Genomic DNA, 20,487 nt, shown 5'->3' with positions numbered 1-20,487 from the left:
GTTCAATGGACTAACGGACGGGGCACCTCTCTCACCCACGGCCTGCAACGACCTGGGGGTTTGCGGGCTCCCGTCCGTCACCGCAACGTCTACAATAGCAGACCTGCGGCGCTTCGACTTACAAGGGGTCTCTCTCCGCGTACTCACCTCTCGCGATGGAGCTCGCGGATAGATACCCCTCATCCGGCGCTTCGCGCCACCTTCTCCCACAAGGGGAGAAGGAAGAACGCTCTCACGGGCGCTTCAAGGGATCGTGAGAAAAGGAGGACGTTTCCAGCGCAATCGCCTTCCTCGAAACATTCCTTCCGCGTTCCTCACCGCCGACAACACCCCCATTGCTATTTACACCGCCTCCCTTGCGGCACGCCGCACGCCGTCAAAAATCAGACAGACGACCACATCGGGAGACCGGCCATGGGCCTGCAAGAAACAAAAATCGAATCGCTTCCCTTCGTCACTGCCGAACTCAACTACCTCGCGCCGGTTTCGGGCAAGCCGCGCACGTATGCGTTCGATCCGCCGCCGGGCGAGCCCAAGAGCACGTCGTTGCCGGAGCCGCATCAGGTCCCGATCTTCGATGCGCGCCTGATCGCGGACAATTTCTCGCTCGATCGCGAGGGCTTTGCGCTGGTGCGTCACCCGACGCAGGTGAAGGATTTTTACAACGACGAGGAAATCCGGGCGGTCTACTACCCCGCCGTCGAGGCGTTCCTGCGCGCGACGCTGAAGGCCGACCGGGTCGTCATCTTCGATCATACCGTGCGCAGGCGTGTCGAGGGGGCGGCGGATATTCGCGACGGTGGCCCGCGCCAGCCTGCGACGCGCGTCCATGTCGACCAGACCGCCGTCTCCGGCGCCAACCGCGTGCGCGAGCATCTGCCCGACGAAGCCGACGCGCTGTTGAAAGGCCGTGTGCAGGTGATCAACCTGTGGCGGCCGATCCGCGGACCCTTGCGCGATTCACCGCTGGCGATGGCAGACGGCACGACCGTCGCGCCCGACGATCTCGTCGCCTCCGATCTGATCTATCCCAATCGCCGCGGCGAGACCTATTCGGTGAAATACAATCCGAACCACCGCTGGTTCTATTTTCCCGAGATGACGCCGGACGAGGCGCTGCTGCTCAAGTGCTATGATTCCGCAACCGACGGCCGGACCCGGTTCGGGCCGCATACGGCCTTCGTCGATCCGACCACGCCGGCCGATGCGGCGCCGCGCGAAAGCATCGAGGTCCGCACGCTGGTGTTCCATAAACAGTAACAATGTGTGATGGCACTGCCGGGCGCGCCCGGCAGTGTTCCTGGAACTTACCGGAACAAATCGACGTTTGCAGCGCCGGGCAGGGCAACCGGGAGCGGTGCCGTGCGAACGCAGACGACCCTTTTCTTCAGTCTGGCCACTTTTTCGCTTTCTGCATTTTCTGTCGCGCAAGCCGAAAGCGGGCTTGCCTCATACTACGGTTACGGAAAAGCCGGTAAGGGGGGCGAACTGACCTGCGCTCACCGCACGCGCGCGTTCGGCAGCGTGCTGACGGTGTCCTACGGTGGCCGGTCGATTCAGTGCCGCGTCAATGATCGCGGCCCGTTTATCCGCGGCCGGATCGTCGATCTCTCGGTGCCGGCGGCCAAAGCGCTGGGCATGATGAGCGCCGGCGTGGTGCGGGTCTCGGTGGAATAGGCTGGCCGTCGCGCTATAGTGCCGCCCAACGCAAGGGGATGGGGGGTGCTATGGCCAGGATTCGGGTGGGACTTGTCGGCTGCGGCTTCGTGTCGGAGCTGCATATGTATGCGTTCCGCCGCGTCTACGGTGTGGATGTCGAGGTCGCGGCGGTGGCGGCGCGCGGCGATCATGTCGTCGAATTCGCCGGCCGCCACGGGATTCTGCGGGTCTATCGCAGCTTCGCCGAACTGATCGCGGACCGCGAGCTCGATGTCATCGACATCTGCACCCCGCCCAATCTCCATGCCGACATGATCGTCGCCAGCATGCAGGCCGGCAAGCACGTGATCTGCGAGAAGCCGTTCGCCGGCTATTTCGGCCGTGCAGGCGACGCACAGCCGATCGGCAAGCATGTACCGAAGGCGCTGATGTATGAGCGGGTGCTGGAGGAGATGGACGCGACCCGCGCCGCAATCGAGCGCACCGGAAAACTCTTCATGTATGCCGAGGACTGGATCTACGCACCGGCGGTGACCAAGACCGCCGAGATCATCAGGGCGACCAAGGACAAGATCCTGTTCATGAAGGGCGAGGAGAGTCATTCCGGCTCGCACGCCGCGCATGCCGCGCAATGGGCGATGACCGGCGGCGGTTCGCTGATCCGCATGGGCTGCCATCCGCTCTCGGCTGTGCTTTATCTCAAGCAGGTGGAGGCCAGGGCGCGCGGCGAAACCATCCGCGTCGCCAGCGTCACCGGCGACGTCGGCAACGTCACGGCCGTCCTGAAGCCCGAGGAGCGCACTTACATCAAGGCCAATCCGGTCGATGTCGAAGATTGGGGCACGCTGACGGCGACCTTCTCCGACGGCACCAAGGCGACCGTGTTTTCCGGCGACATGATCATGGGCGGCGTGCGCAATCTGATCGAAACCTACACCTCCGGCGGTTCGCTGTTCGCCAACATCACCCCGAACACGCATCTGATGAGCTACCAGACCAGCGAGGAGAAGCTCGCAAGCGTCTACATCACCGAGAAGGTCGACCGCAAAACCGGCTGGCAATATGTCTGCCTGGAGGAGGAGTGGACACGCGGCTATCTCCAGGAGATCCAGGATTTCATGGAATGCGCCGCGAGCGGTAGGCAGCCGCTGTCGGACCTGGCGCTGGCGTATGAGACGATCAAGGTGAACTACGCGGGCTACTGGGCCGCGGAGGAGGGACGGCGGGTGGTGTTGTAGGGCCGCTGAAGAGACCGCAGGCACGCTGCCATCCCTTCTCCCCTTGTGGGAGAGGTGGCGCGGAGCGCCGGATGAGGGGTCTCTCTCCGCGAGTTCGAACGTAAGAGATTTGCTTGCGGAGATAACCCCTCACCCGCCTCGCCGCTACGCGGCGAGCCACCCTCTCCCACAAGGGGAGAGGGGAAGAGACCGTCCGCATCACCTCACGCCCCGTAGGTCGAACCCTTCGGCAGCGGAAACACCGGGTCCTGCGTGCGGATGTTGGTCGGCCACACAACCGAGATGCGCTCGCCGGCGTTCTGCATCACGACCGGCGTCGAGCGTTCGTTCTGGCCGGACAGCGGCGTGCCCGGCGGGAAGAATTTGACGCCGTAGCCCTGGATGGTGCCGCCGGCGGGAATGTCGACGTCGAGCGCGGCCTTGCGGATGGCCTCGGGATCGAAGCTGCCGTATTTCTCCTTGGCGACCGGCAGCACGTTGTTGAGCAGCACCCAGGTCTGGTTGAAGCCCATCGAGCAATGCGGCGGCACTTCGGTTGCACCGGTCTTGGCCTTGTAGCGCGTGACCATGGCGTTGGTCAGATCGCCGATGCCCGGCGCGAGCTTTGCGGGATCGAGCAATTGCGCCGGTACCGGATCGATGTTGCAGAAATTGTCGATGTCGGCGCCGAAGGTGGCGCGCAGCTTGTCGAGCTGGCTGTAGCCGGCGCCGGCGCCGAACAGCATCTTGAAGCGCAATCCGCTCTCGCGCGCCTGGCGCAGGAACAGGGTGATGTCGGGGTTGTAACCGGCATGCGAGATCACGTCGGCCTTGGCGCGCTTGATTTTCGTAACGAGCACCGAAAGGTCGGGCGCCGAGGCGGAGTAGCCCTCGCGCAGCACCACCTGGATGCCGGCCTGCTTGGCGTAGGCCTCGTCGGCCGCCGCGACGCCGACGCCATACGGGCCGTCCTCGTGGATCAGCGCGACCTTGACGTCCTTCGGATCCATACCGAGCTTGCCTTGCGCATGCTCGGCGAGGAAGCTCGCGAAGGCCTGGCCATACTGGTCGGAATGGATCTGCGCGCGAAACACGTATTGCAGATTCTTGTCCTTGAACACGGCGGTCGAGACCGCGGTCGTGATCCAGAGGATCTTCTTCTGCTGCTCGACCTTGGCCGCGAGCGGCACCGCATGCGAGCTCGCATAGACGCCGTTGATGATGTCGATCTTCTCCTGACTGATCAGGCGTTCGGCCTCGTTGATCGCAACGTCGGGTTTGCTCTGGGAATCCGCGGCGACCGGAGCAATCTTGGTCTTGCCGCCGACACCGCCTTTTTCGTTGACGAGATCGATCGCGATCTGCGCGCCGATTGACGAGGCGACCGAGCCGCCCGCTGCGAACGGGCCGGTGAGGTCGTAGATCAGGCCGATGCGCAAATTCTCGGCTTGCGCCTGGGCCCGGGTCCAATCGAGGCTGAGTGCGGCGGCGGCAGCCGCCGAGCTCTTCAGCAACTGCCTGCGTGAAGTCGGCATCCTATCCTCCCTCAAAACCCGTCTGTTGATTGGTCTTGTTATTTTTTTACGAATTATGGGGAGCGGGACGATGGAAAGTCAACATGGCGAAAGGTCGATAGGCGGGTCATGGCGCAGAACGCAACTGCGAAGACGAACTGCATCGAGCGATCTGCCCGACCTCAGTTGGTGTCGGAGCGCATTGCCTCGAATACCGCAAAGCCTGCGCCGTCGAGCAACGGCACCACCCTCGCCAATCGGAATCCGGCCTGCTCCAGCAGGGATCGATATTCGGCGTCGGTGCGCTCCATGCCGGAGACATTGACCAGCATCTCCATGTCGATATGGAGCACGCGCATGGCGTCGCGATGATCTGGCTCGATCCGTCGTTCGATCAGCAGAACCCGAGCATGTCCTGGCATTGCCGTGCGAACATTTCGCAGGATTGCCAGCGATTGTTCGTCATCCCAATCATGGATGATCTGCTTCAGGATGTAGGCGTCTGCGTCTGCCGGAATGGTTTCGAAGAAGCTCCCGCCGATGATCTCACATCGGTTCCTGCCTCCAATCGCCTCCAGAGAAGCACCGGCTACGACATCGGGAAGGTCGAACAGCACGCCTTGCATGGTCGGGTGGTTGGCCAGAATCGTTGTGAGCGTGAAGCCATGTCCGCCGCCTATGTCGACGATGCGGCCGATCCCGTGAAAATCGTAGTGCTTGAGAAGCGCGGTGGCCAACCGGGCGGAGCTGGTTGTCATCGTCGCGTTGAAAATCGCGGAGAGCTCGGCGTCCTCGCGCAAATAGTCGAAGACCCCCGTCCCGTGTGCGTGATCGAAGGCATGCTGGCCGGTCTGTACGGAGTGCAGAAGATGGCTCCAGGATTGCCAGTGCGACTCGCTGAGCCATAGCCGCACCACCGGACAGATCGAAGCCGGGATATCGGCGCGGAGGGTAGACCCAAGCGATGTCRGGGCAAACTGCTTCGGAGACGTCTCGTCGAGCAGGCCGGCACCGGCCAGGAAGCGAAGCAGCCGGTAAAGGGTCGGAGCATGGCTTCCGGTCGTTGTCGCCAGATCGTCGCAATGGCGCGGGCCTGCCGCCAGGTGATCCGGAATGCCAAGCTCGACGGCAACGCGCAGGGCCTGCGAAATGCGGTACCCACCGATCAGCCTGAATATCTGGGCGAAATCTTGAGGTGCCGGGGATTGTCCGGGAGAGATGCCTGCGTCCATCTGAGATGCTCCGCTTCATCACCGGCGGGGTAGATGGCGGAGGTTGCGGCAAAACGTCAACGCGACCCAAGGTCGCTACGGGCCGGCCGCGGCGCAGCATGCTTCCTGAAGGACAAAGATTCTTGAAGGACAAAGAAAAGCCCACCGCTCGCGAATAAGCGGTGGGCCTGATGCCGGGACGAGCCGGTTACTGCGACAGCTTCACGAAGGCCGGAAACTTCAGCTTGCCTTCCGCGATCTTCTCGGGCCAGACCACGACCTGCTTGCCGTCCTGCCACTGGAAGACGAGACCGGACACGGTCGTGGGACCGGACTTGATGCCGTGGGTGAACTCGTCGTCCTTGCCGTAGAACTGGATGCGGCCGATCGTGCCCTCGTAGTCGGTCTTCTCCAGTTCAGCGACCATCTTGTCGGGATCGGTCGAGCCCGCGCGCTTGATAGCTTCGGTGATGAAGTAGACCTCGTCATAGGCGGTGTAGCCGGTATAGGCCGGCGGCGTGCCGAACTTGGCCTTGAAGGCGGCCGCGAACGGCTTCGTCTTGGCGGTCACGGCGACATCGGGCGTCGCCACCGCGAGCGACGGCACGCCGTCGGCCGCGCCATTGGTGTCCTTCCAGAAGGTCGGGCTCAGCGCCTGCGCGCTGATGCCGAACATCGGGATCGGCACCTGCTGGTTCTTCCACTGCACCGTCGGCTGCACGCCGACATGCGAGATGCCGGTGACGATCACGTCAGGCTTCTTGCCCTCGATGTTGTTGAAGATTGGCGTGAAGTCGGTGGTATCGGGCGAGAAACGCACGTGCTCGACGACCTTCAGGCCCGCCTTGGGCAGGCAGGCCTCGTAGCCGACGTCGAGCGGCTTGGTCCAGGCCGCGTCCTCGCTCATGATCGCAACCGTCTTGAACTTGAGCTTGTCGACCAGAAGATCCTTGGCGGCGTCGCAGACGAGCTGGGCTTGCGCGGCCGAAGTCAGATAGCCGTGGAAGGTGTACTTGTTCTTCTCGTAGTCGTTGTGGATCGCCTTGGTGATCTCGTTAGAGGCGGCGCCGGGTGTGATCAGCGGCATCTTCAGTCGCGCCGCCCAGGGCTCGAGCGCGAGAACGACTTCGGAGATATAGCTCGCGATCACGGCGGAGACCTTGTCCTCGCTCACCGCGCGCTGGAAGGCGCGCACCGAGTCGGCCGACGAGCTCTTGTTGTCATAGGTGACGATCTCGACCTTGCGGCCGAGAATGCCGCCCTTGGCGTTGATCTCGTCGGCAGCGATCTGCGCGCCGCCCGGGGTCGCAGCGCCCGCGATCGACTGCACTTCGGCGATGACGCCGATCTTGATCGGATCGTTCGACTGCGCATAGGCGGGTGCGGCAAGGCACAGCGCCAGTGCGGAGGTGAGGAGGCTGCTGCCGACGATTGAAGGTCGCATGGTCGTTTCCCTTTCTATGTTTTTATTGATGTTGACGGACTTAAAGAAAATCGGCGCCGGCTTCGCTCGCGAAGCGGCCGGGATCGCCCTCCCAGACGATGCGGGCGTGCTCCAGCACATAGACGCGGTCGGCATGCGGCAGCGCGAAGGTGACGTTCTGCTCGCCGAGCAGCACCGTGATCGCGGTGGTCTGCCGCARCTTCGTCAGCGCCTTGGACAATTGCTCGAGGATGACGGGAGCGAGGCCCAGCGTCGGCTCGTCCAGGATCAGGATCTGCGGCTGCATCATCAACGCGCGGCCGATCGCGAGCATCTGCTGCTCGCCGCCGGAGAGYGTTTGTGCCATCTGGCCCTGGCGCTCCTTCAGGATCGGGAACAGCTCGAACAGCCAGGCGAGCTGCGCGGCGCGCTTGTCGTCGGAGAGATGCTGGCCGCCGAGATCGAGGTTTTCGCGCACGCTCATCTCGCCGAACAGCTCGCGCGATTCCGGGCATTGCACGAGGCCGCTGCGCGCGATCTTCGCCGGGCTCGTGCCGCGCAGTCTGTCGCCGCCGCGCACGATCTCGCCGCTGTAGGGCAGGAAACCGGAGATGGTGTTGAACAGCGTAGTCTTGCCTGCGCCGTTGAGGCCGACGACGGAGACGAACTCGCCCTCGTGGACGTGGATCGAGACGTTCTCCAGCGCCTGCGCCTTGCCGTAGAACACGCTGACATTCTCGACCTGGAGCAGCGGCACCTTGTCCTTGAAGCTGGTCTCGGGCCGCGCATGGGTCTCGATGGCGCCGCCGAGATAGACCCGGCGCACCGTCTCGTTCTTCATGACGTCGTCGGCCTTGCCCGTGACGATCTCCTCGCCGAGATACATCGCGAGCACGCGGTCGACCAGCGCGGCGACGCTCTTGACGTTGTGGTCGACCAGCATCACGGCGCGGCCCTCGTCGCGAAAGCTGCGGATCAGGTCGGAGAAGACGTCGACCTCCGCGCGCGTCAGCCCGGCAAAGGGCTCGTCCACCAGCACGACCTTTGGGTCACGCGCGATCGCTTTCGCAAGCTCCAGCCGACGCAAATCGGCGAAAGGCAGCGTCGGCGGGCGGCGGTTCATCACGCTGCCCAACCCAACGCGGTCGGCGATCCATTTGGCGCGCTCGACCAGCGCCTTGTCCGGGAACAGCATGAACAGGCTGTCCGGCAGCAGCGCGACCATGATGTTCTCCAGCACCGTCTGCCGGTTCAGCGGCCGCGAGTGCTGGAACACCATGCCAAAGCCTTTGCGCGCGATCTTGTGCGCGGGCAGGCCGGCGACGTTCTCGCCCTCGAAGATGACTTCGCCCGATGTCGGGCGTTCGATGCCCATCACGCTCTTCATCGCGGTCGACTTGCCGGAGCCGTTCGGCCCGATCAGGCCGAAGATCTCGCCGGCGTTCACCTCGAAGCCGAGGTTCTTCACCGCCGTCAATCCGCCAAAGCGTTTTGTCAGGCCGCGGACGTCGAGCACGGGCCGGTTTGCGATCATATCCATCACGAGCGCGCCTCACGCGAGAGGGCCGCTCCGAGGAAGCCGCCGGGGAAGAACAGCACGACGAGCAGCGCGACCGCCGAGACGATGAAGGTCGCGAGCTCGCCGGTCGGCCTTAGGAATTCGCCGGCGACGATCAGGAAGATCGCGCCGAGTGCCGCGCCAAGCACGGTGCGCCGGCCGCCGAGCACGGCCGAGACGATCACGTTCACACCGACCGCGACGTCGACGACGGTGCCGACCGAGGCGGTGCCGAAATAGAACACCAGCAGCGCTCCGGATAAACCAGAGAAGAACGCGCTGACGATGAAGGCGGCAAGCTTGTGCTTGACGATGTTGAAGCCGAGCGCGCCGGCCTGCACCGGATCCTGGCCGCTGGCCTGGAGCACGAGGCCAATCGGCGATTGCGACAGGCCGTAGAGGATCGCCGCCGAGATCGTCATGAAGCCGAGCGCGATCCAGTAATTGGCGCCGGCGTTGATGGTGATGACGTCGGGGATGGTCAGGCCGATCTCGCCGCCGGTGAGATCGGCGAACACCACGATGAAGTTCTGCAACATCAACACCGCGACCAGCGTGGTGAGGCCGAAATACGGCCCGCGCACGCGCAAAGCCGGCAGCGCCAGCACGAGGCCCGCGATGACGGAGGCCAGCGCCCCCAGCACGATGCAGAGATAGACAGACCAGCCGTACTGGGCGTTGAGAATGCCGGCGGTGTAGGCGCCGACGCCGATCAGGAAAGTGGGCCCGAAATTGACCTCGCCCGCGAAGCCGAACAGCAGGTCCCAGGCCATCGCGAACACGCCGAAATAGAACGCGACGGTGAGCAGGCCCAGCACGTAGCCGGAGACGTAGAGCGGCAGCGTTGCCGCGATGATGACGAGCGCGACCGAGATGAAGAACAGGCGGGAGGTGAAGAAGGTGGACATCTCAGCGCCTCCCCAGAAGGCCCTGGGGCCGGATATACATCACGAACACGAGCAGCAGCAGCGCCGGAATGGTGCGGTAGGCCGGCGAGACCAGGTAGGCCGTCAGCGTCTCGAGATAGCCGACCACGAAGGCCGCGATCAGCGAGCCGGAGACGCTGCCGAGACCGCCGAGCACCACGATCGAGAACGCACTCGCCGTCAGCGGTCCGACGCTGTAGGAGCTGACCCCTAAGAACATGCCGAGCAGCACGCCGGCGATGCCGGCGAGGATGCCGTAGATCGCCCAGACCACGACGTAGATGTTGGTGAGCTCGAGCCCGAGTAGGGTGACGCCGCGCGGGTTCATCGACGCCGCCAGCACCGCCTTGCCGGTGCGGGTGCGGTTCACGAGCAGCCACAGCAGCGCGATGACGAAGCAGCACACGATGGCGGTGAAGATCTCGTTCTTCGGCGTGCGGACGCCGAGGATCTCGACCACGCCCTCGACGATCGGCAGCACGGTCTTGGCGTTGTTGGTGAAGAAATAGGCGATCAGCTCCTGGATCATGATGCCCCAGAGCAGCGTTCCGGTGAGGACGAAGATCTCCTTCTCCTCATTGGGGATGCGCCGGGAGTCCTGAATGGGCTTCACCACGGCGAAATAGGTCGCGAAGGCGGTGAGGAGGGCGACGGCGACCCCGATCAGCGCACCGGCATAGGTGCCGACGTTGAGGATGCTGGCAGCGGCCCAGGCYGCCACCGCTGCGGCCACCATGATGGCACCGTGGGAGAGGTTGAGCACGCCGGAGACGCCGAAGATCAGGGTGAAGCCGGTGGCACCAAGAGCGTAGAGAGCGCTGATGGCAAAGCCATCGATCAATATCTGGAAAGCTCGCATCTATGATTGGCCGGGTGGCAGCCGAGCTGCCGCTTTGAGGAAAGGTGCTGCGGAGAGCCGCATGTGGAAGCTCCCGGGAGGTGGTCCCGCGAGCATGTCCTGCTAGTTGCTGAGCTTGATGAAGCTCGGGAACTTGACGTCGACCTTGGCGACGTCCTTGGGCCAGACCGCGCTCTGCTTGCCGTCCTGCCATTGCAGCATCAGCCCGGTGATCAGGCCCTTGCCATATTTGATCGAGTGGGTGAACGGATCGTCCTTGCCGTAGAACTGGACACGGCCGATCGTGCCTTCCCAATCGGTCTTCTCGAGCGCGGCGACGAGCTTGTCGGCGTCGGTCGAACCGGCGCGCTTCACCGCGTCGGCGACGTAGTAGACCTCATCATAGGCGGTGTAGCCGGCATAGGAGGGATAATTGCCGAACTTCTTCTTGAAGTTCTCCGCGAACGGCACCGATTTYGGCGTCACCGCGACGCCGGGCCCGGAGACGCCCTGATAGAGCACGCCTTCGGCCGCCTGGTTGGTGTCCTTGCCGAAGGTCTCGTTGGTTGCCTGCGAGGAGATGCCGAACATCGGGATCGGCACCTGCTGGTTCTTCCACTGCACCGTAGGCTGCACGCCCACATGGGAGATGCCGGTGATGATCACATCGGGCTTGGAGCCCTCGATCTTGTTGAAGATCGGCGTGAAGTCGGTCGTATCGGGCGAGAAGCGGATGTGGTCGAGCACCTTCAGCCCGATCTTGGGCAGGCACTCCTCGTAGCCGATGTCGAGCGGCTTGGTCCAGGCGGCGTCCTCGCTCATGATGACCGCGGTCTTCATGTGCATCCTGTCGACGAGGAGGTCCTTGGCGCCGTCGCAGACCGAGAGTGCCAACGCCGCTGAAGTCAGATAGCCGTGGAAGGTGTATTTGTTCTTCTCGTAATCGGCGTGGACGCTCTTGCTGATCTCGTTGGAGGCGGCACCCGGCGTGACGAACGGCGTCTTCAGCCGGGAGGCCCAGGGCTCCAGCGCCAGCACGACCTCGCTGATATAGCTGGCGATGACCACGTTGACCTTGTCCTCGTTCACCGCGCGCTGGAACGCACGCACTGAATCCGCCGACGAGGAGTGATTGTCGTAAGAGATGATCTCGATCTTGCGGCCGTCGACGCCGCCATTGGCGTTGATCTCGTCGGCGGCAAGCTGCGCCGCCTGCGGAATGGAGGCGCCTGCGATCGCCTGCGCTTCCGCGATCACGCCGATTTTGAGGGGATCGGCTGCAAGTGCCGCGCCTGACGCTGCCATCATCGCGCCTGTTGCGGCCGCACCGAGCGCCATTCGCAATGCAACAGAGAGTCGTTTTTTCATGTTGTTCTCTCCCTTTGAACAGGCCTCTTGTGAGCCATTATGTCGCAACTATAACGGCGAGGGAGGTCTCGGCAAGTGAAACCGCGTTCAGGATTGTGAGAAGGGGACTAAAGTCTAGCGCTGCGCAAATTGCGGGCAGGATAGGTGCGAGACACTCCTGACGCGCGCAGGCATGCAGATTCTGTCGGCGGGCATGCGTGAGCGTCGAAGCCTTGGAGTGGGCGGTAGCCTGGCTCCATCCGGTCTACAAGACGAGCAGCGATGCCGGTTCAGCGCGCTTGCAGCAGTGATGGATCGAGCGGCCTCAATCGGGCCGGATCGAATGGCGACAAGTCTACACGCGTCACATCCTTGGCGATCAGCTGCGCCAGCGCTTCGCCGGTGGCGGGCGCATTGAGGATGCCCCAGACATTGTGCCCGGTCGCAACATAGAGGCCTTCGCTCTGCGGCACCTTGCCGATCAGCGGCAGGCCGTCCTCAGTCACCGGTCGGAAGCAGGCCTGCTGCGCGCTGATCTTTTCTGGACGAAACAGTGGCGACAGCCGTTCGCACATGATTTGCAGGCGCGCGATCGCATCGACGTCCGGCGTCACGGCTGCCGGATCGAGCGGCAGCGGCGCGATGTCCGAGAGTGCGGTGATATGCGTGCTGCCGTCGGCGCGCGGAAACACTYCGATCGACACGGCGCTGCCGTCCTCGTCATACTCAAGGAACAACGCATCGGCCGGCACGTTGGGGCCGATGTCGTACACGATGCTCGGGCTGCGCTGGCCATAGACAGCGGGCAGGCGCATCCATTGCGCGGCGAGCAGCGACCATGGTCCCATCGCGATCACGACAGCGTCCGCCTCAACGAGGCCGCCTTCGACCTCGACACCCTTCGCGGTCGTGCCATTCGCATCGCGCACGATGCCCGTGATGCGGCCGAGGCGAAGCTCGGCGCCTTGCGCGACTGCCGCGTTCATCACGGCCGAGGTAAATTTGCGGGGATGAACGATCGCAGTCGTCTCAGTCGTACCGATGCGCTGCGCGATGACGACGCCGTTGGCGAGCCAGCCGAGCGCGGATGGTGCATTCCGGCGCGGATCGCCGCCGGACGCAACAAAGCCGCTATACGCGGTCATCGGGCGATAGCCCCAATCGCCCGCGATCTCCTGCGCCAGCTGCGCATGAAGCGCAAAACTCCGCCGCGCGAGTGCGTCGAGCGGCGAGCCGGTGCACCAGTCACGCGCCAGAAAGCCGCCGGCCTTGCCGGAGGCGGCGGCCGCGACCTCGGTCCGTTCGACCACGATGACCTCGGTGCCGCGGCGACGCAGAAAATAAGCGGTGCAGGCCCCGATCACGCCGCCGCCGCAGATCACAACGCGCATGGCTTGTTCCTTGGATAGTGCTGCGCTGATGTGCGCAACATCGCCTGTTCGRCACGATCATTCAGGCCAAGATTGCCGCTTCGCCGCTAGAGGTGCAATTCTGTCGTATATCGAATGTCGTCACTCAACGATCATGCGAGCGTCATAAAGAATCACAAAAGCGTCATGCCGCAAGCCGCCAATGGAGCAGGCGCTGGGGCGAACACTCTACGGGGAGGGTAAACCATGGCGCTCAGATTCCGCAGCATCGACGGCTCCAACAACAATCGTGCGGATCCCACCTTGAACCAGGCCGACACCGACTTTGCTCGGCTGGGGCCGGCAAATTTCGTCGATGGGGTCAATGAAATGACGCCAGGTCCGAATCCGCGCGAGATCAGCAACATTGTCGTGGCGCAGACGGATATTGGCGAGGAAGGCCCGCATCTGGTGGATGACGCCGGCGTCGCGCTGTCAGGCATGATGTATGCGTGGGGCCAGTTCATCGATCACGATCTGGATCTGCAGAAGGAGGGCACAGGCACGGATGATATCTCGATCAAGGTCCCCGCTGATGATGAGTTTCTGCCGCCCGGCAGCATGATCCCGTTGACGCGGGTGGCGATCGATCCTGCGACGGGGGTGACCGGGCATCCGGCAGCCGCGATCAATACGGTGACGGGTTGGCTGGACGGATCGCAGATCTATGGTTCCGACGCGGCCACCGCAGCGAGCCTGCGAACGGCCGACGGCCATATGAAGGTGTCGGCGGGAGACAATCTCCCGATCGTCGAGACCGAGCACGGCAACGTCTTTGCGGCCGGTGACGTACGGGCGCAGGAGAATCCCGACCTGACCGCCTTGCAAGTCTTGTTTGTGCGCGAGCACAATTACCAGGTCGATCGACTGCACGAGGACCATCCGAACTGGAGCGGCGACAAGCTATACGAGACGGCCAAGACCATCACCACGGCCGAGATGGTCAACATCACCTACAACGAGTTCCTGCCGCATCTGTTGGGCGAGGACGCCATCAAGCCGTACCAAGGCTATGACCGCACGGCGGACGCGCGGATCACCGAAGAGTTTGCCGGTGCGGCCTTTCGCTTCGGTCACTCCATCGTCTCCGACGAGATCAGTGCGACCAGCAATCTGGGTGCCTTTACGTCGGAGCAGACGCTGGCGCAATCGTTCTTCGAAGACACGGCGACTTTCAAGGCGACTGGTGCGGATGGCCTGTTGCGGCATCTGGCGGGGGACCTGGCCAACCCGCTGGACGCTCACATTGTCGATGGCTTGCGAAACCTCCTGTTCGATCCTCCGGACGGCATGGATCTGGCAGCGATCAATATCCAACGCGGCCATGATCTTGGGCTGGGTACACTGAACCAAACCCGGGAGGCGCTGGGGCTTGCGCCTTACACCAGCTTCGATCAGCTCAGCTCTGATCCGGCGACGGCAGCAGCGTTCGAGAAAGCCTATGGTTCGATCGATGCCGTCGATTTGTGGGCCGGTGGATTGGCTGAGGATCATGCGCCGGGAGCCGTCATCGGGCCCACCTTCGGCATAATCATCGCCGACCAGTTCACCGCTTTGCGCGACGGCGATCGCTACTACTTCGAGAACCAGGGCTTCGATAAGCAGACCCTGAATGAGATAAAGAACACAACGCTGTCGGACCTCATTCTGCGCGACACCGATACCACTGCGATGCAGAGCGATGCCTTCGTCGCCACCGAGCGGCACAGCGGTACGCTGGGCGGCGTAGACCCGACCGGAGAAGAGGCTGCAGCAGGCATGGCGCAGCTTGTGGTCGGATCTCCCGGCAGGGATACCCTGACCGGCGGAGATCTGGATGACACGCTGGTCGCCGCGGGCGGCCGCATGACCATGACCGGAGGTGCCGGTGCCGACACATTCGAATTCGACCTTGGTGTTCTCGCAGGTAAGCACAACACCGCGGTCATCACCGACTTCGATCCCAAACAGGACAAACTGCAATTTTCGAACGACGTTCACGTCACGAAATCATCTGACCATCATGGCGGAACGCTGTTGCAGGTCGGCTCCGAGACCATCGATCTGCTGGGCGTAAAGCCGCATGAGATGCATCTTCACGAATGGGGATAATGCTGGGTCGCTTCAAACGAGCAATACAGCATCATTCGGCGCCGGCGGGGCACGCCGGCGCCGTGTCGTGATCCTGCTCGTCCCGCGTCAGCCTGGGCCGGCGCCTTGCGTCGCCGTGTACACGGCGTAGAGCGACTGGCTCGCGGCCATGAACAGGCGGTTGCGCTTGGGGCCGCCGAAGCAGACATTGCCGCACACTTCCGGCAGGCGGATGCGGCCGAGCAGCTTGCCCGCCGGCGACCACACCGTCACACCGCTATAGCCGACGGCGCGCCCGGCGTTGCTGGAGGACCAGACATTGCCGTTGACGTCGCAGCGCAGGCCGTCGGGCCCGCACTTCACCCCGTCGATCACGCAGTCGCTGAACTTCTTTCCATTGGAGAGCTTGTTGTCGGCGCCGACGTCGAACACGAAGATCTCGCCCTTGCCGCCGGGCCCGGTGTCACCCGGTCCCTTGCCGGTCGAGGCGACGTAGAGCTTCTTGTAGTCCGGTGAGAAGCACAGGCCGTTGGGATCGGGCACCTGGTCCTCGGTGACGACGAGGTCGATGCGGCCACTTGGATCGATGCGATAGCAGTTGGTCGGCAGCTCGCGCTTGCCCGGCACGAAGCCGGCCGGCTGTCCGATCCGCGGATTGAGCTTGCCGCCTGCATTGCTCGGGCCGCCCGCCACGTCGGGCTCGCCTTCATAGAGCTGGCCGCCATAGGGCGGGTCGGTGAACCAGTAGCTGCCGTCGGGATGCGCGGCGACGTCGTTCGGCGAGTTCAGGCGCTTGCCCTGATAGGAGTCCGCGAGCACCGTGGCCGTGCCGTCATGTTCGTACCGCGTGACCCGCCGGGTCAGATGTTCGCAGGAAAGCTGCCGGCCCTGGAAGTCGAACGAGTTGCCGTTGGAATTGTTGGAGGGCGTGCGGAACACGCTGACGCGGCCGTCGTCCTCGGTCCAGCGCATCTGCCGGTTGTTGGGGATGTCGCTCCACAACAGATACCGGCCCTGCGCGCTCCAGGCCGGGCCTTCGGCCCACAACAGTCCGGTGTAGAGGCGCTTGATCGCGGTGTTGGGCTGCGYCAGATCGTCGAAGGACGGATCGACGGTGATGATGTCGGGGTCCGAGAAATAAGTCGTCGGCGCGCCGTTGGGGCCGAAATCGCGCGGCGGGGTGGTGATCGTCGTTGGCGGTGCGGCAGGTCCGGTCTGGGCCAGCGCGGGGCCGGCTACGGTCGCCGCAGCGCCGAGCGCAAGTCCCCGCACGAGTGTTCGTCGTGAAAGCGCAGCATCCTGGTCACGCTGCTCTGGGCGTTTCATCGCGTCCTCCCGGTTATGTTCGGCTGGCCGGTTGATCCGGCCGAGCGGGCGAAGGTTAGTCCGGTCCGCGGCCGGTTGCGAGGGGCAGGTACGCATCCTCGGCGCGATGCCGCGAGAACGCCGCAACATCGCCGCATTGCGGCGTGCAAGGCGACAATTCGTCCCGCGCGGTTAACCGGACGCGGTTTTAGGGCCTGTCAAGCCTTGACCTCGCCCGCGATGCTGGCAGAACGTCGTCCGGGAAGAAGGCCGGATCTCATGGTGCTAGGTGTCGTCGTCCTGATCATACTGCTCGCGATCGCGTTTGCGGCCGGCTATTTCACGCGCGACCACGTCTCCCGCAAACGACGCGCGGAGGCCCGCCGCTGGCGCGAATATTCCGAGCCGGATTGGCTTCGCGCCGCTGCACCTGCCAATACCAACGAGATCGCAAACACCAACGCGGCTGCCACCGGCGAGCTCGGCCAGATGCTGGACCGTTGGGAAAGCCGGGCGCGCGCCCGCCGCGCGGGATAGCCTGACCGCAACGCGGGCGACCTTCCCGCATATCGCTCCGGTCTCGCTTCCAGCCTACGTAATTCGGATTTGCCGTATGAGCCGTGCGATGACGGACCGGTCGTCGCGCCGCACATTGCAGATCTGGCGGCAGGTCAGTCCTCCTGACCATCTTTTGGCGTTGCGGTTGCTGCCATTTCTCGTCTAGAAACGGCGCATCGAGCCTCCCGGCAACCAACCGTCAACGGTTTTGACCGAGGATTTGAGGGCTCAAAAGGGTCTGGCAATGCTGATTCGCGGCCAAATCGATGGGATTTCGGGGGAGGTGGCTCTGGCCGCCGCCACGATCCCGGCCGCGCTGCTGCCCACCCTCCTGATTGGCGGCCTTCTTCTTACTTGCCCCTGAGGGCCGGCTGGGCGCCATGCGCCTGGGCGCTCAGGGGTTGGTCGAGATCACCGGACACCTCAAGCGCCCAGCAGACTGACGGCGCAAAAAAGCTCAAAAGGAATTTTGCAATGGCCCCCGTGAACAAGTCCGATAAGGACCGCGTCATCATTTTCGACACCACGCTGCGCGACGGCGAGCAGTGCCCCGGCGCCACCATGACGTTCGAGGAGAAGATCGAGATCGCCGAGATGCTCGACGACATGGGCGTCGACGTCATCGAGGCCGGTTTCCCGATCACCTCCGAAGGCGACTTCCAGGCCGTCAGCGAGATCGCCCGCCGCTCCAAGAACTCGGTGATCGCCGGCCTGTCGCGTGCCAACCCGAAGGACATCGACCGCTGCGCCGAAGCGGTGAAATTCGCCAGGCGCGGCCGCGTCCACACCGTGATCGCGACCTCGCCGCTGCACATGCGCGTCAAGCTGAACATGACGCCGGAGCAGGTGATGGAGCTCTCGATCGCCAACGTGACCCGCGCCCGCAACCAGATCGACGACGTCGAATGGTCGGCCGAGGACGCCACCCGCAGCGAGATGGACTATCTCTGCCGCATCGTCGAGGCCGTGATCAAGGCCGGCGCGACCACCGTCAATATCCCCGATACCGTCGGCTACACCACGCCCGAGGAATATGCCCGTTTCATGCGCACGCTGATCGAGCGCGTGCCGAACTCCGACAAGGCGGTATTCTCGGTTCATTGCCATAACGACCTCGGGATGGCCGTGGCGAATTCGCTGGCCGGCATTGCCGGCGGCGCGCGGCAGATCGAGTGCACCGTCAACGGCATCGGCGAGCGGGCTGGCAACGCTTCCCTCGAGGAAGTCGTGATGGCCATCAACGTCCGCAACGACGTGTTTCCGTGGTGGAACAAGATCGACACCACGCAGCTGACGCGCGCCTCGAAGGTCGTGTCGGCCGCAACCTCGTTCCCGGTCCAGTACAACAAGGCGATCGTCGGCCGCAACGCCTTCGCCCATGAGAGCGGCATCCATCAGGATGGCGTGCTGAAGGACGCCTCGACCTACGAGATCATGCGGCCCGAGATGGTCGGGTTGAAGCAGTCGTCGCTGGTGCTCGGCAAGCATTCCGGCCGCCACGCCTTCGTGCACAAGCTGGAGGAGATGGGCTACAAGCTCGGCGCCAACCAGCTGGAGGATGCGTTCACGCGGATGAAGGCACTGGCCGACCGCAAGAAGGACATCTACGACGAGGACATCGAGGCGCTGGTCGACGAGGAGATGGCGGCGTCGCACGACCGCATCAAGCTGACCTCGCTGACCGTGATCGCCGGCACCCATGGCCCGCAGCGCGCGACCATGAAGCTCGACGTCGACGGCCAGATCAGGATCGAGGAAGCCGAAGGAAACGGGCCGGTCGACGCGGTGTTCAACTGCATCAAGGCGCTGGTGCCGCATGAGGCAAAGCTCGAGCTGTATCAGGTCCATGCGGTGACCGAAGGCACCGACGCGCAGGCCGAAGTCTCGGTGCGGCTGTCCCATGACGGCCGTTCCATGACGGCACGCGCAGCGGATCCGGATACGCTGGTGGCCTCGGCAAAGGCCTATCTCGGCGCGCTCAACAAGATCGTCATGAAGCGCCAGCGCGATACGGTGACGACGGCAGCGGCGAGCTGACGCTTCATCCTCTCCAGTTCATCGGCAAACGCGGCGCCCTCGGCGCCGCGTTTTTCGTTTGGCACACGATCCCGTCATGTGGGGGTGCATCGCAATAAATATGTTAACATTCCATTAACCGGCAGCGTCGCGCGCCCTTGCTGCTGGAGAATTTGGAATGCCCCTTTCCGCTGGTTCGATCGCCTTCACCGGTTTCAACGGTGACGGCAACGATAATTTGTCCTTTGTCGCCCTGACCGACATCCCGCAGGGCACTGTCATCAATTTCACCGACAGCAACTGGAACGGCTCCGCCTTCGCAACCGGCAGCAACGCCGAAAGCACGATCGCCTGGACCGCGACCGGCGCGATTCCCGCCGGCACCGTCATCGACATCAACAACATCGGCAAGGGCACGTTCGGCACCAGCGCCGGCTCGGCCACCTTCACCAACGCCAACAATACCGGCCTGTCCAACGACAGCGAGGTCGTCTACGCCTATGTCGGCACCTCGACGGCGCCGACCTTCCTCGCCGCGATCTCCAATGTCGGCTATGCGACCTCAGACGGCACGCTGACCGGCACCGGCCTCGTTGCCGACCAGACCGCGGTCAGCTTCACCGGCGGCCTCGACATCGTCGGCTATAACGGACCGCGCTCGGGCTTCGCCAGCTTCGCCGACTACCTCGCCGCGATCGGCAACACCGCCAACTGGGCCACCCAGAACGGCAGCGGCGACCAGAGCACCGACGGCACCACGCCCGACGCGCCGTTCCCGACCACCGCCTTCACCGTGGCCGCGCCCGCCACGCAGACGATCTCGTTCTCGTCGCCGAGCGTGTCGGTTGCCGAGGGGCAGAGCGGCACCAAGACCATGACTTTCACCATTGCGCGCACCGGCGGCACCACCGGCGTGCTCAGCTTCTCCGGCAGCTTCGCCGCTGGCACCACCGATGCGGCCGATTTCGGCGGCACGCTGCCGGCCTCGACCTTCAGCGGCAGCTTCGCCGACGGTGCGTCCTCGGCGACAATCACCATCACGATCTCTGGCGACACCACCGCAGAGCCCGACGAGAGTTTTGCGCTCACGCTCACCAGCGCCAGCAATCCGGGCGCGGCGGTTACGATCGGCACCGCGACGGCGACCGGCACCATCGCCAATGACGACGGCACCCTGGTCTCCGGCAACTCGTCGAACCCGATCACGCTGGCGAACAACGATCATCTGACCGTCCTCGCCGGCGCGACCCTGTCGGGCTCGACCCCGGTCACCTGGATCGGCGGCAGCACCTCGCCCGGCGCGCTGGTCGACAATTCCGGCACCATCACCGGCACCAGCCGCGCGATCGCCACCAGCGGTTCGACCAGCGGCAGCCTCACCATCAACAACAAGGCCGGCGCCACCATCACCGCGACCAAGGATGCGGAGGATGCGG

At 63.9% G+C, this 20,487-nt stretch carries 16 protein-coding genes; 7 read left to right on the top strand and 9 right to left on the bottom strand.

Features of this window, described 5'->3' with window-relative positions; genetic code table 11:
* Positions 1-414 precede the first annotated feature (414 nt).
* The 3 genes from AB4Z51_RS39545 to AB4Z51_RS39535 all read left to right on the top strand — a co-directional run bounded on the left by AB4Z51_RS39545 (position 415) and on the right by AB4Z51_RS39535 (position 2,897).
* On the top strand, positions 415-1,260 hold the full coding sequence (locus tag AB4Z51_RS39545) for a CmcJ/NvfI family oxidoreductase (RefSeq protein WP_166101467.1): 846 nt from the start codon (positions 415-417) through the stop codon (positions 1,258-1,260).
* Positions 1,261-1,362: 102 nt separating this feature from the next.
* The gene (locus AB4Z51_RS39540; RefSeq protein WP_071910599.1) at positions 1,363-1,677 is read left to right on the top strand and encodes a septal ring lytic transglycosylase RlpA family protein; all 315 of its coding nucleotides are present in this window, start codon (positions 1,363-1,365) and stop codon (positions 1,675-1,677) included.
* Between the two features lie 50 nt (positions 1,678-1,727).
* The gene (locus AB4Z51_RS39535; protein ID WP_441499286.1) at positions 1,728-2,897 is read left to right on the top strand and encodes a Gfo/Idh/MocA family protein; all 1,170 of its coding nucleotides are present in this window, start codon (positions 1,728-1,730) and stop codon (positions 2,895-2,897) included.
* Between the two features lie 203 nt (positions 2,898-3,100).
* On the opposite strand, the gene AB4Z51_RS39530 is transcribed toward AB4Z51_RS39535, so the two are convergent.
* The 8 genes from AB4Z51_RS39530 to AB4Z51_RS39495 form a co-directional block, all read right to left on the bottom strand.
* Complete coding sequence (locus AB4Z51_RS39530; protein WP_208088083.1) at positions 3,101-4,411, bottom strand: ABC transporter substrate-binding protein; 1,311 nt, start codon at positions 4,409-4,411, stop codon at positions 3,101-3,103.
* 161 nt (positions 4,412-4,572) lie between these two features.
* A complete protein-coding gene (locus tag AB4Z51_RS39525) occupies positions 4,573-5,622 on the bottom strand; it encodes a methyltransferase (RefSeq protein ID WP_441499285.1) in 1,050 nt (349 codons plus the stop codon).
* 187 nt (positions 5,623-5,809) lie between these two features.
* Positions 5,810-7,045, bottom strand: a complete 1,236-nt coding sequence (locus AB4Z51_RS39520) for an ABC transporter substrate-binding protein (protein ID WP_441499284.1) — start codon at positions 7,043-7,045, stop codon at positions 5,810-5,812.
* Between the two features lie 40 nt (positions 7,046-7,085).
* Positions 7,086-8,564, bottom strand: a complete 1,479-nt coding sequence (locus tag AB4Z51_RS39515; protein ID WP_014493138.1) for an ATP-binding cassette domain-containing protein — start codon at positions 8,562-8,564, stop codon at positions 7,086-7,088.
* Entirely contained in the window at positions 8,564-9,490 is a 927-nt protein-coding gene (locus AB4Z51_RS39510; RefSeq protein WP_441499283.1) for a branched-chain amino acid ABC transporter permease, read from the bottom strand. Before AB4Z51_RS39510 ends, AB4Z51_RS39515 begins: the two co-directional genes overlap by 1 nt.
* 1 nt (position 9,491) lies before the next feature.
* A complete protein-coding gene (locus tag AB4Z51_RS39505; protein ID WP_166343500.1) occupies positions 9,492-10,367 on the bottom strand; it encodes a branched-chain amino acid ABC transporter permease in 876 nt (291 codons plus the stop codon).
* A gap of 102 nt (positions 10,368-10,469) precedes the next feature.
* Positions 10,470-11,684, bottom strand: a complete 1,215-nt coding sequence (locus AB4Z51_RS39500) for an ABC transporter substrate-binding protein (RefSeq protein WP_441499287.1) — start codon at positions 11,682-11,684, stop codon at positions 10,470-10,472.
* Between the two features lie 299 nt (positions 11,685-11,983).
* Positions 11,984-13,084, bottom strand: a complete 1,101-nt coding sequence (locus AB4Z51_RS39495; protein ID WP_441499282.1) for an NAD(P)/FAD-dependent oxidoreductase — start codon at positions 13,082-13,084, stop codon at positions 11,984-11,986.
* Positions 13,085-13,309: 225 nt separating this feature from the next.
* Here AB4Z51_RS39495 and AB4Z51_RS39490 point away from each other — a divergent pair, with 225 nt between their 5' ends.
* Positions 13,310-15,193 carry a peroxidase family protein gene (locus AB4Z51_RS39490; RefSeq protein ID WP_441499281.1) on the top strand — a complete coding sequence of 628 codons (1,884 nt, stop codon included), beginning with the start codon at positions 13,310-13,312 and terminating at the stop codon, positions 15,191-15,193.
* A gap of 87 nt (positions 15,194-15,280) precedes the next feature.
* Here the strand turns inward: AB4Z51_RS39490 and AB4Z51_RS39485 are convergent, their stop codons facing one another.
* Positions 15,281-16,498, bottom strand: coding sequence for an SMP-30/gluconolactonase/LRE family protein (locus tag AB4Z51_RS39485; protein ID WP_441499280.1), 1,218 nt, complete (start codon positions 16,496-16,498; stop codon positions 15,281-15,283).
* Positions 16,499-16,759: 261 nt separating this feature from the next.
* On the opposite strand from AB4Z51_RS39485, the gene AB4Z51_RS39480 reads away from it, so the two are divergent.
* The 3 genes from AB4Z51_RS39480 to AB4Z51_RS39470 form a co-directional block, all read left to right on the top strand.
* Positions 16,760-17,014 carry a hypothetical protein gene (locus AB4Z51_RS39480; protein WP_166106051.1) on the top strand — a complete coding sequence of 85 codons (255 nt, stop codon included), beginning with the start codon at positions 16,760-16,762 and terminating at the stop codon, positions 17,012-17,014.
* A 495-nt stretch (positions 17,015-17,509) separates the two neighbouring features.
* Positions 17,510-19,072: a 2-isopropylmalate synthase gene (locus tag AB4Z51_RS39475; protein ID WP_063981681.1), complete on the top strand. Its 1,563-nt coding sequence runs from the start codon at positions 17,510-17,512 to the stop codon at positions 19,070-19,072.
* 157 nt (positions 19,073-19,229) lie between these two features.
* Positions 19,230-20,487, top strand: a 1,258-nt coding sequence (locus tag AB4Z51_RS39470) for a beta strand repeat-containing protein (RefSeq protein WP_441499279.1), incomplete at its 3' end; no start/stop codon positions are given.

This window comes from Bradyrhizobium sp. 2TAF36 (assembly GCF_052114925.1).
In the GTDB taxonomy this organism is placed as follows: Bacteria; Pseudomonadota; Alphaproteobacteria; order Rhizobiales; family Xanthobacteraceae; genus Bradyrhizobium; species Bradyrhizobium barranii.
This window is presented reverse-complemented; position numbering and strand designations above follow the sequence as displayed.

Bases quoted from the DNA above. Each gene is read 5' to 3' on its own strand.
- AB4Z51_RS39520 (WP_441499284.1), bottom strand. From the start codon at position 7,045: ATGCGACCTTCAATCGTCGGCAGCAGCCTCCTCACCTCCGCACTGGCG.
- AB4Z51_RS39490 (WP_441499281.1), top strand. From the start codon at position 13,310: ATGGCGCTCAGATTCCGCAGCATCGACGGCTCCAACAACAATCGTGCG.
- AB4Z51_RS39475 (WP_063981681.1), top strand. From the start codon at position 17,510: ATGGCCCCCGTGAACAAGTCCGATAAGGACCGCGTCATCATTTTCGAC.
- AB4Z51_RS39510 (WP_441499283.1), bottom strand. From the start codon at position 9,490: ATGTCCACCTTCTTCACCTCCCGCCTGTTCTTCATCTCGGTCGCGCTC.
- AB4Z51_RS39535 (WP_441499286.1), top strand. From the start codon at position 1,728: ATGGCCAGGATTCGGGTGGGACTTGTCGGCTGCGGCTTCGTGTCGGAG.
- AB4Z51_RS39530 (WP_208088083.1), bottom strand. From the start codon at position 4,411: ATGCCGACTTCACGCAGGCAGTTGCTGAAGAGCTCGGCGGCTGCCGCC.
- AB4Z51_RS39545 (WP_166101467.1), top strand. From the start codon at position 415: ATGGGCCTGCAAGAAACAAAAATCGAATCGCTTCCCTTCGTCACTGCC.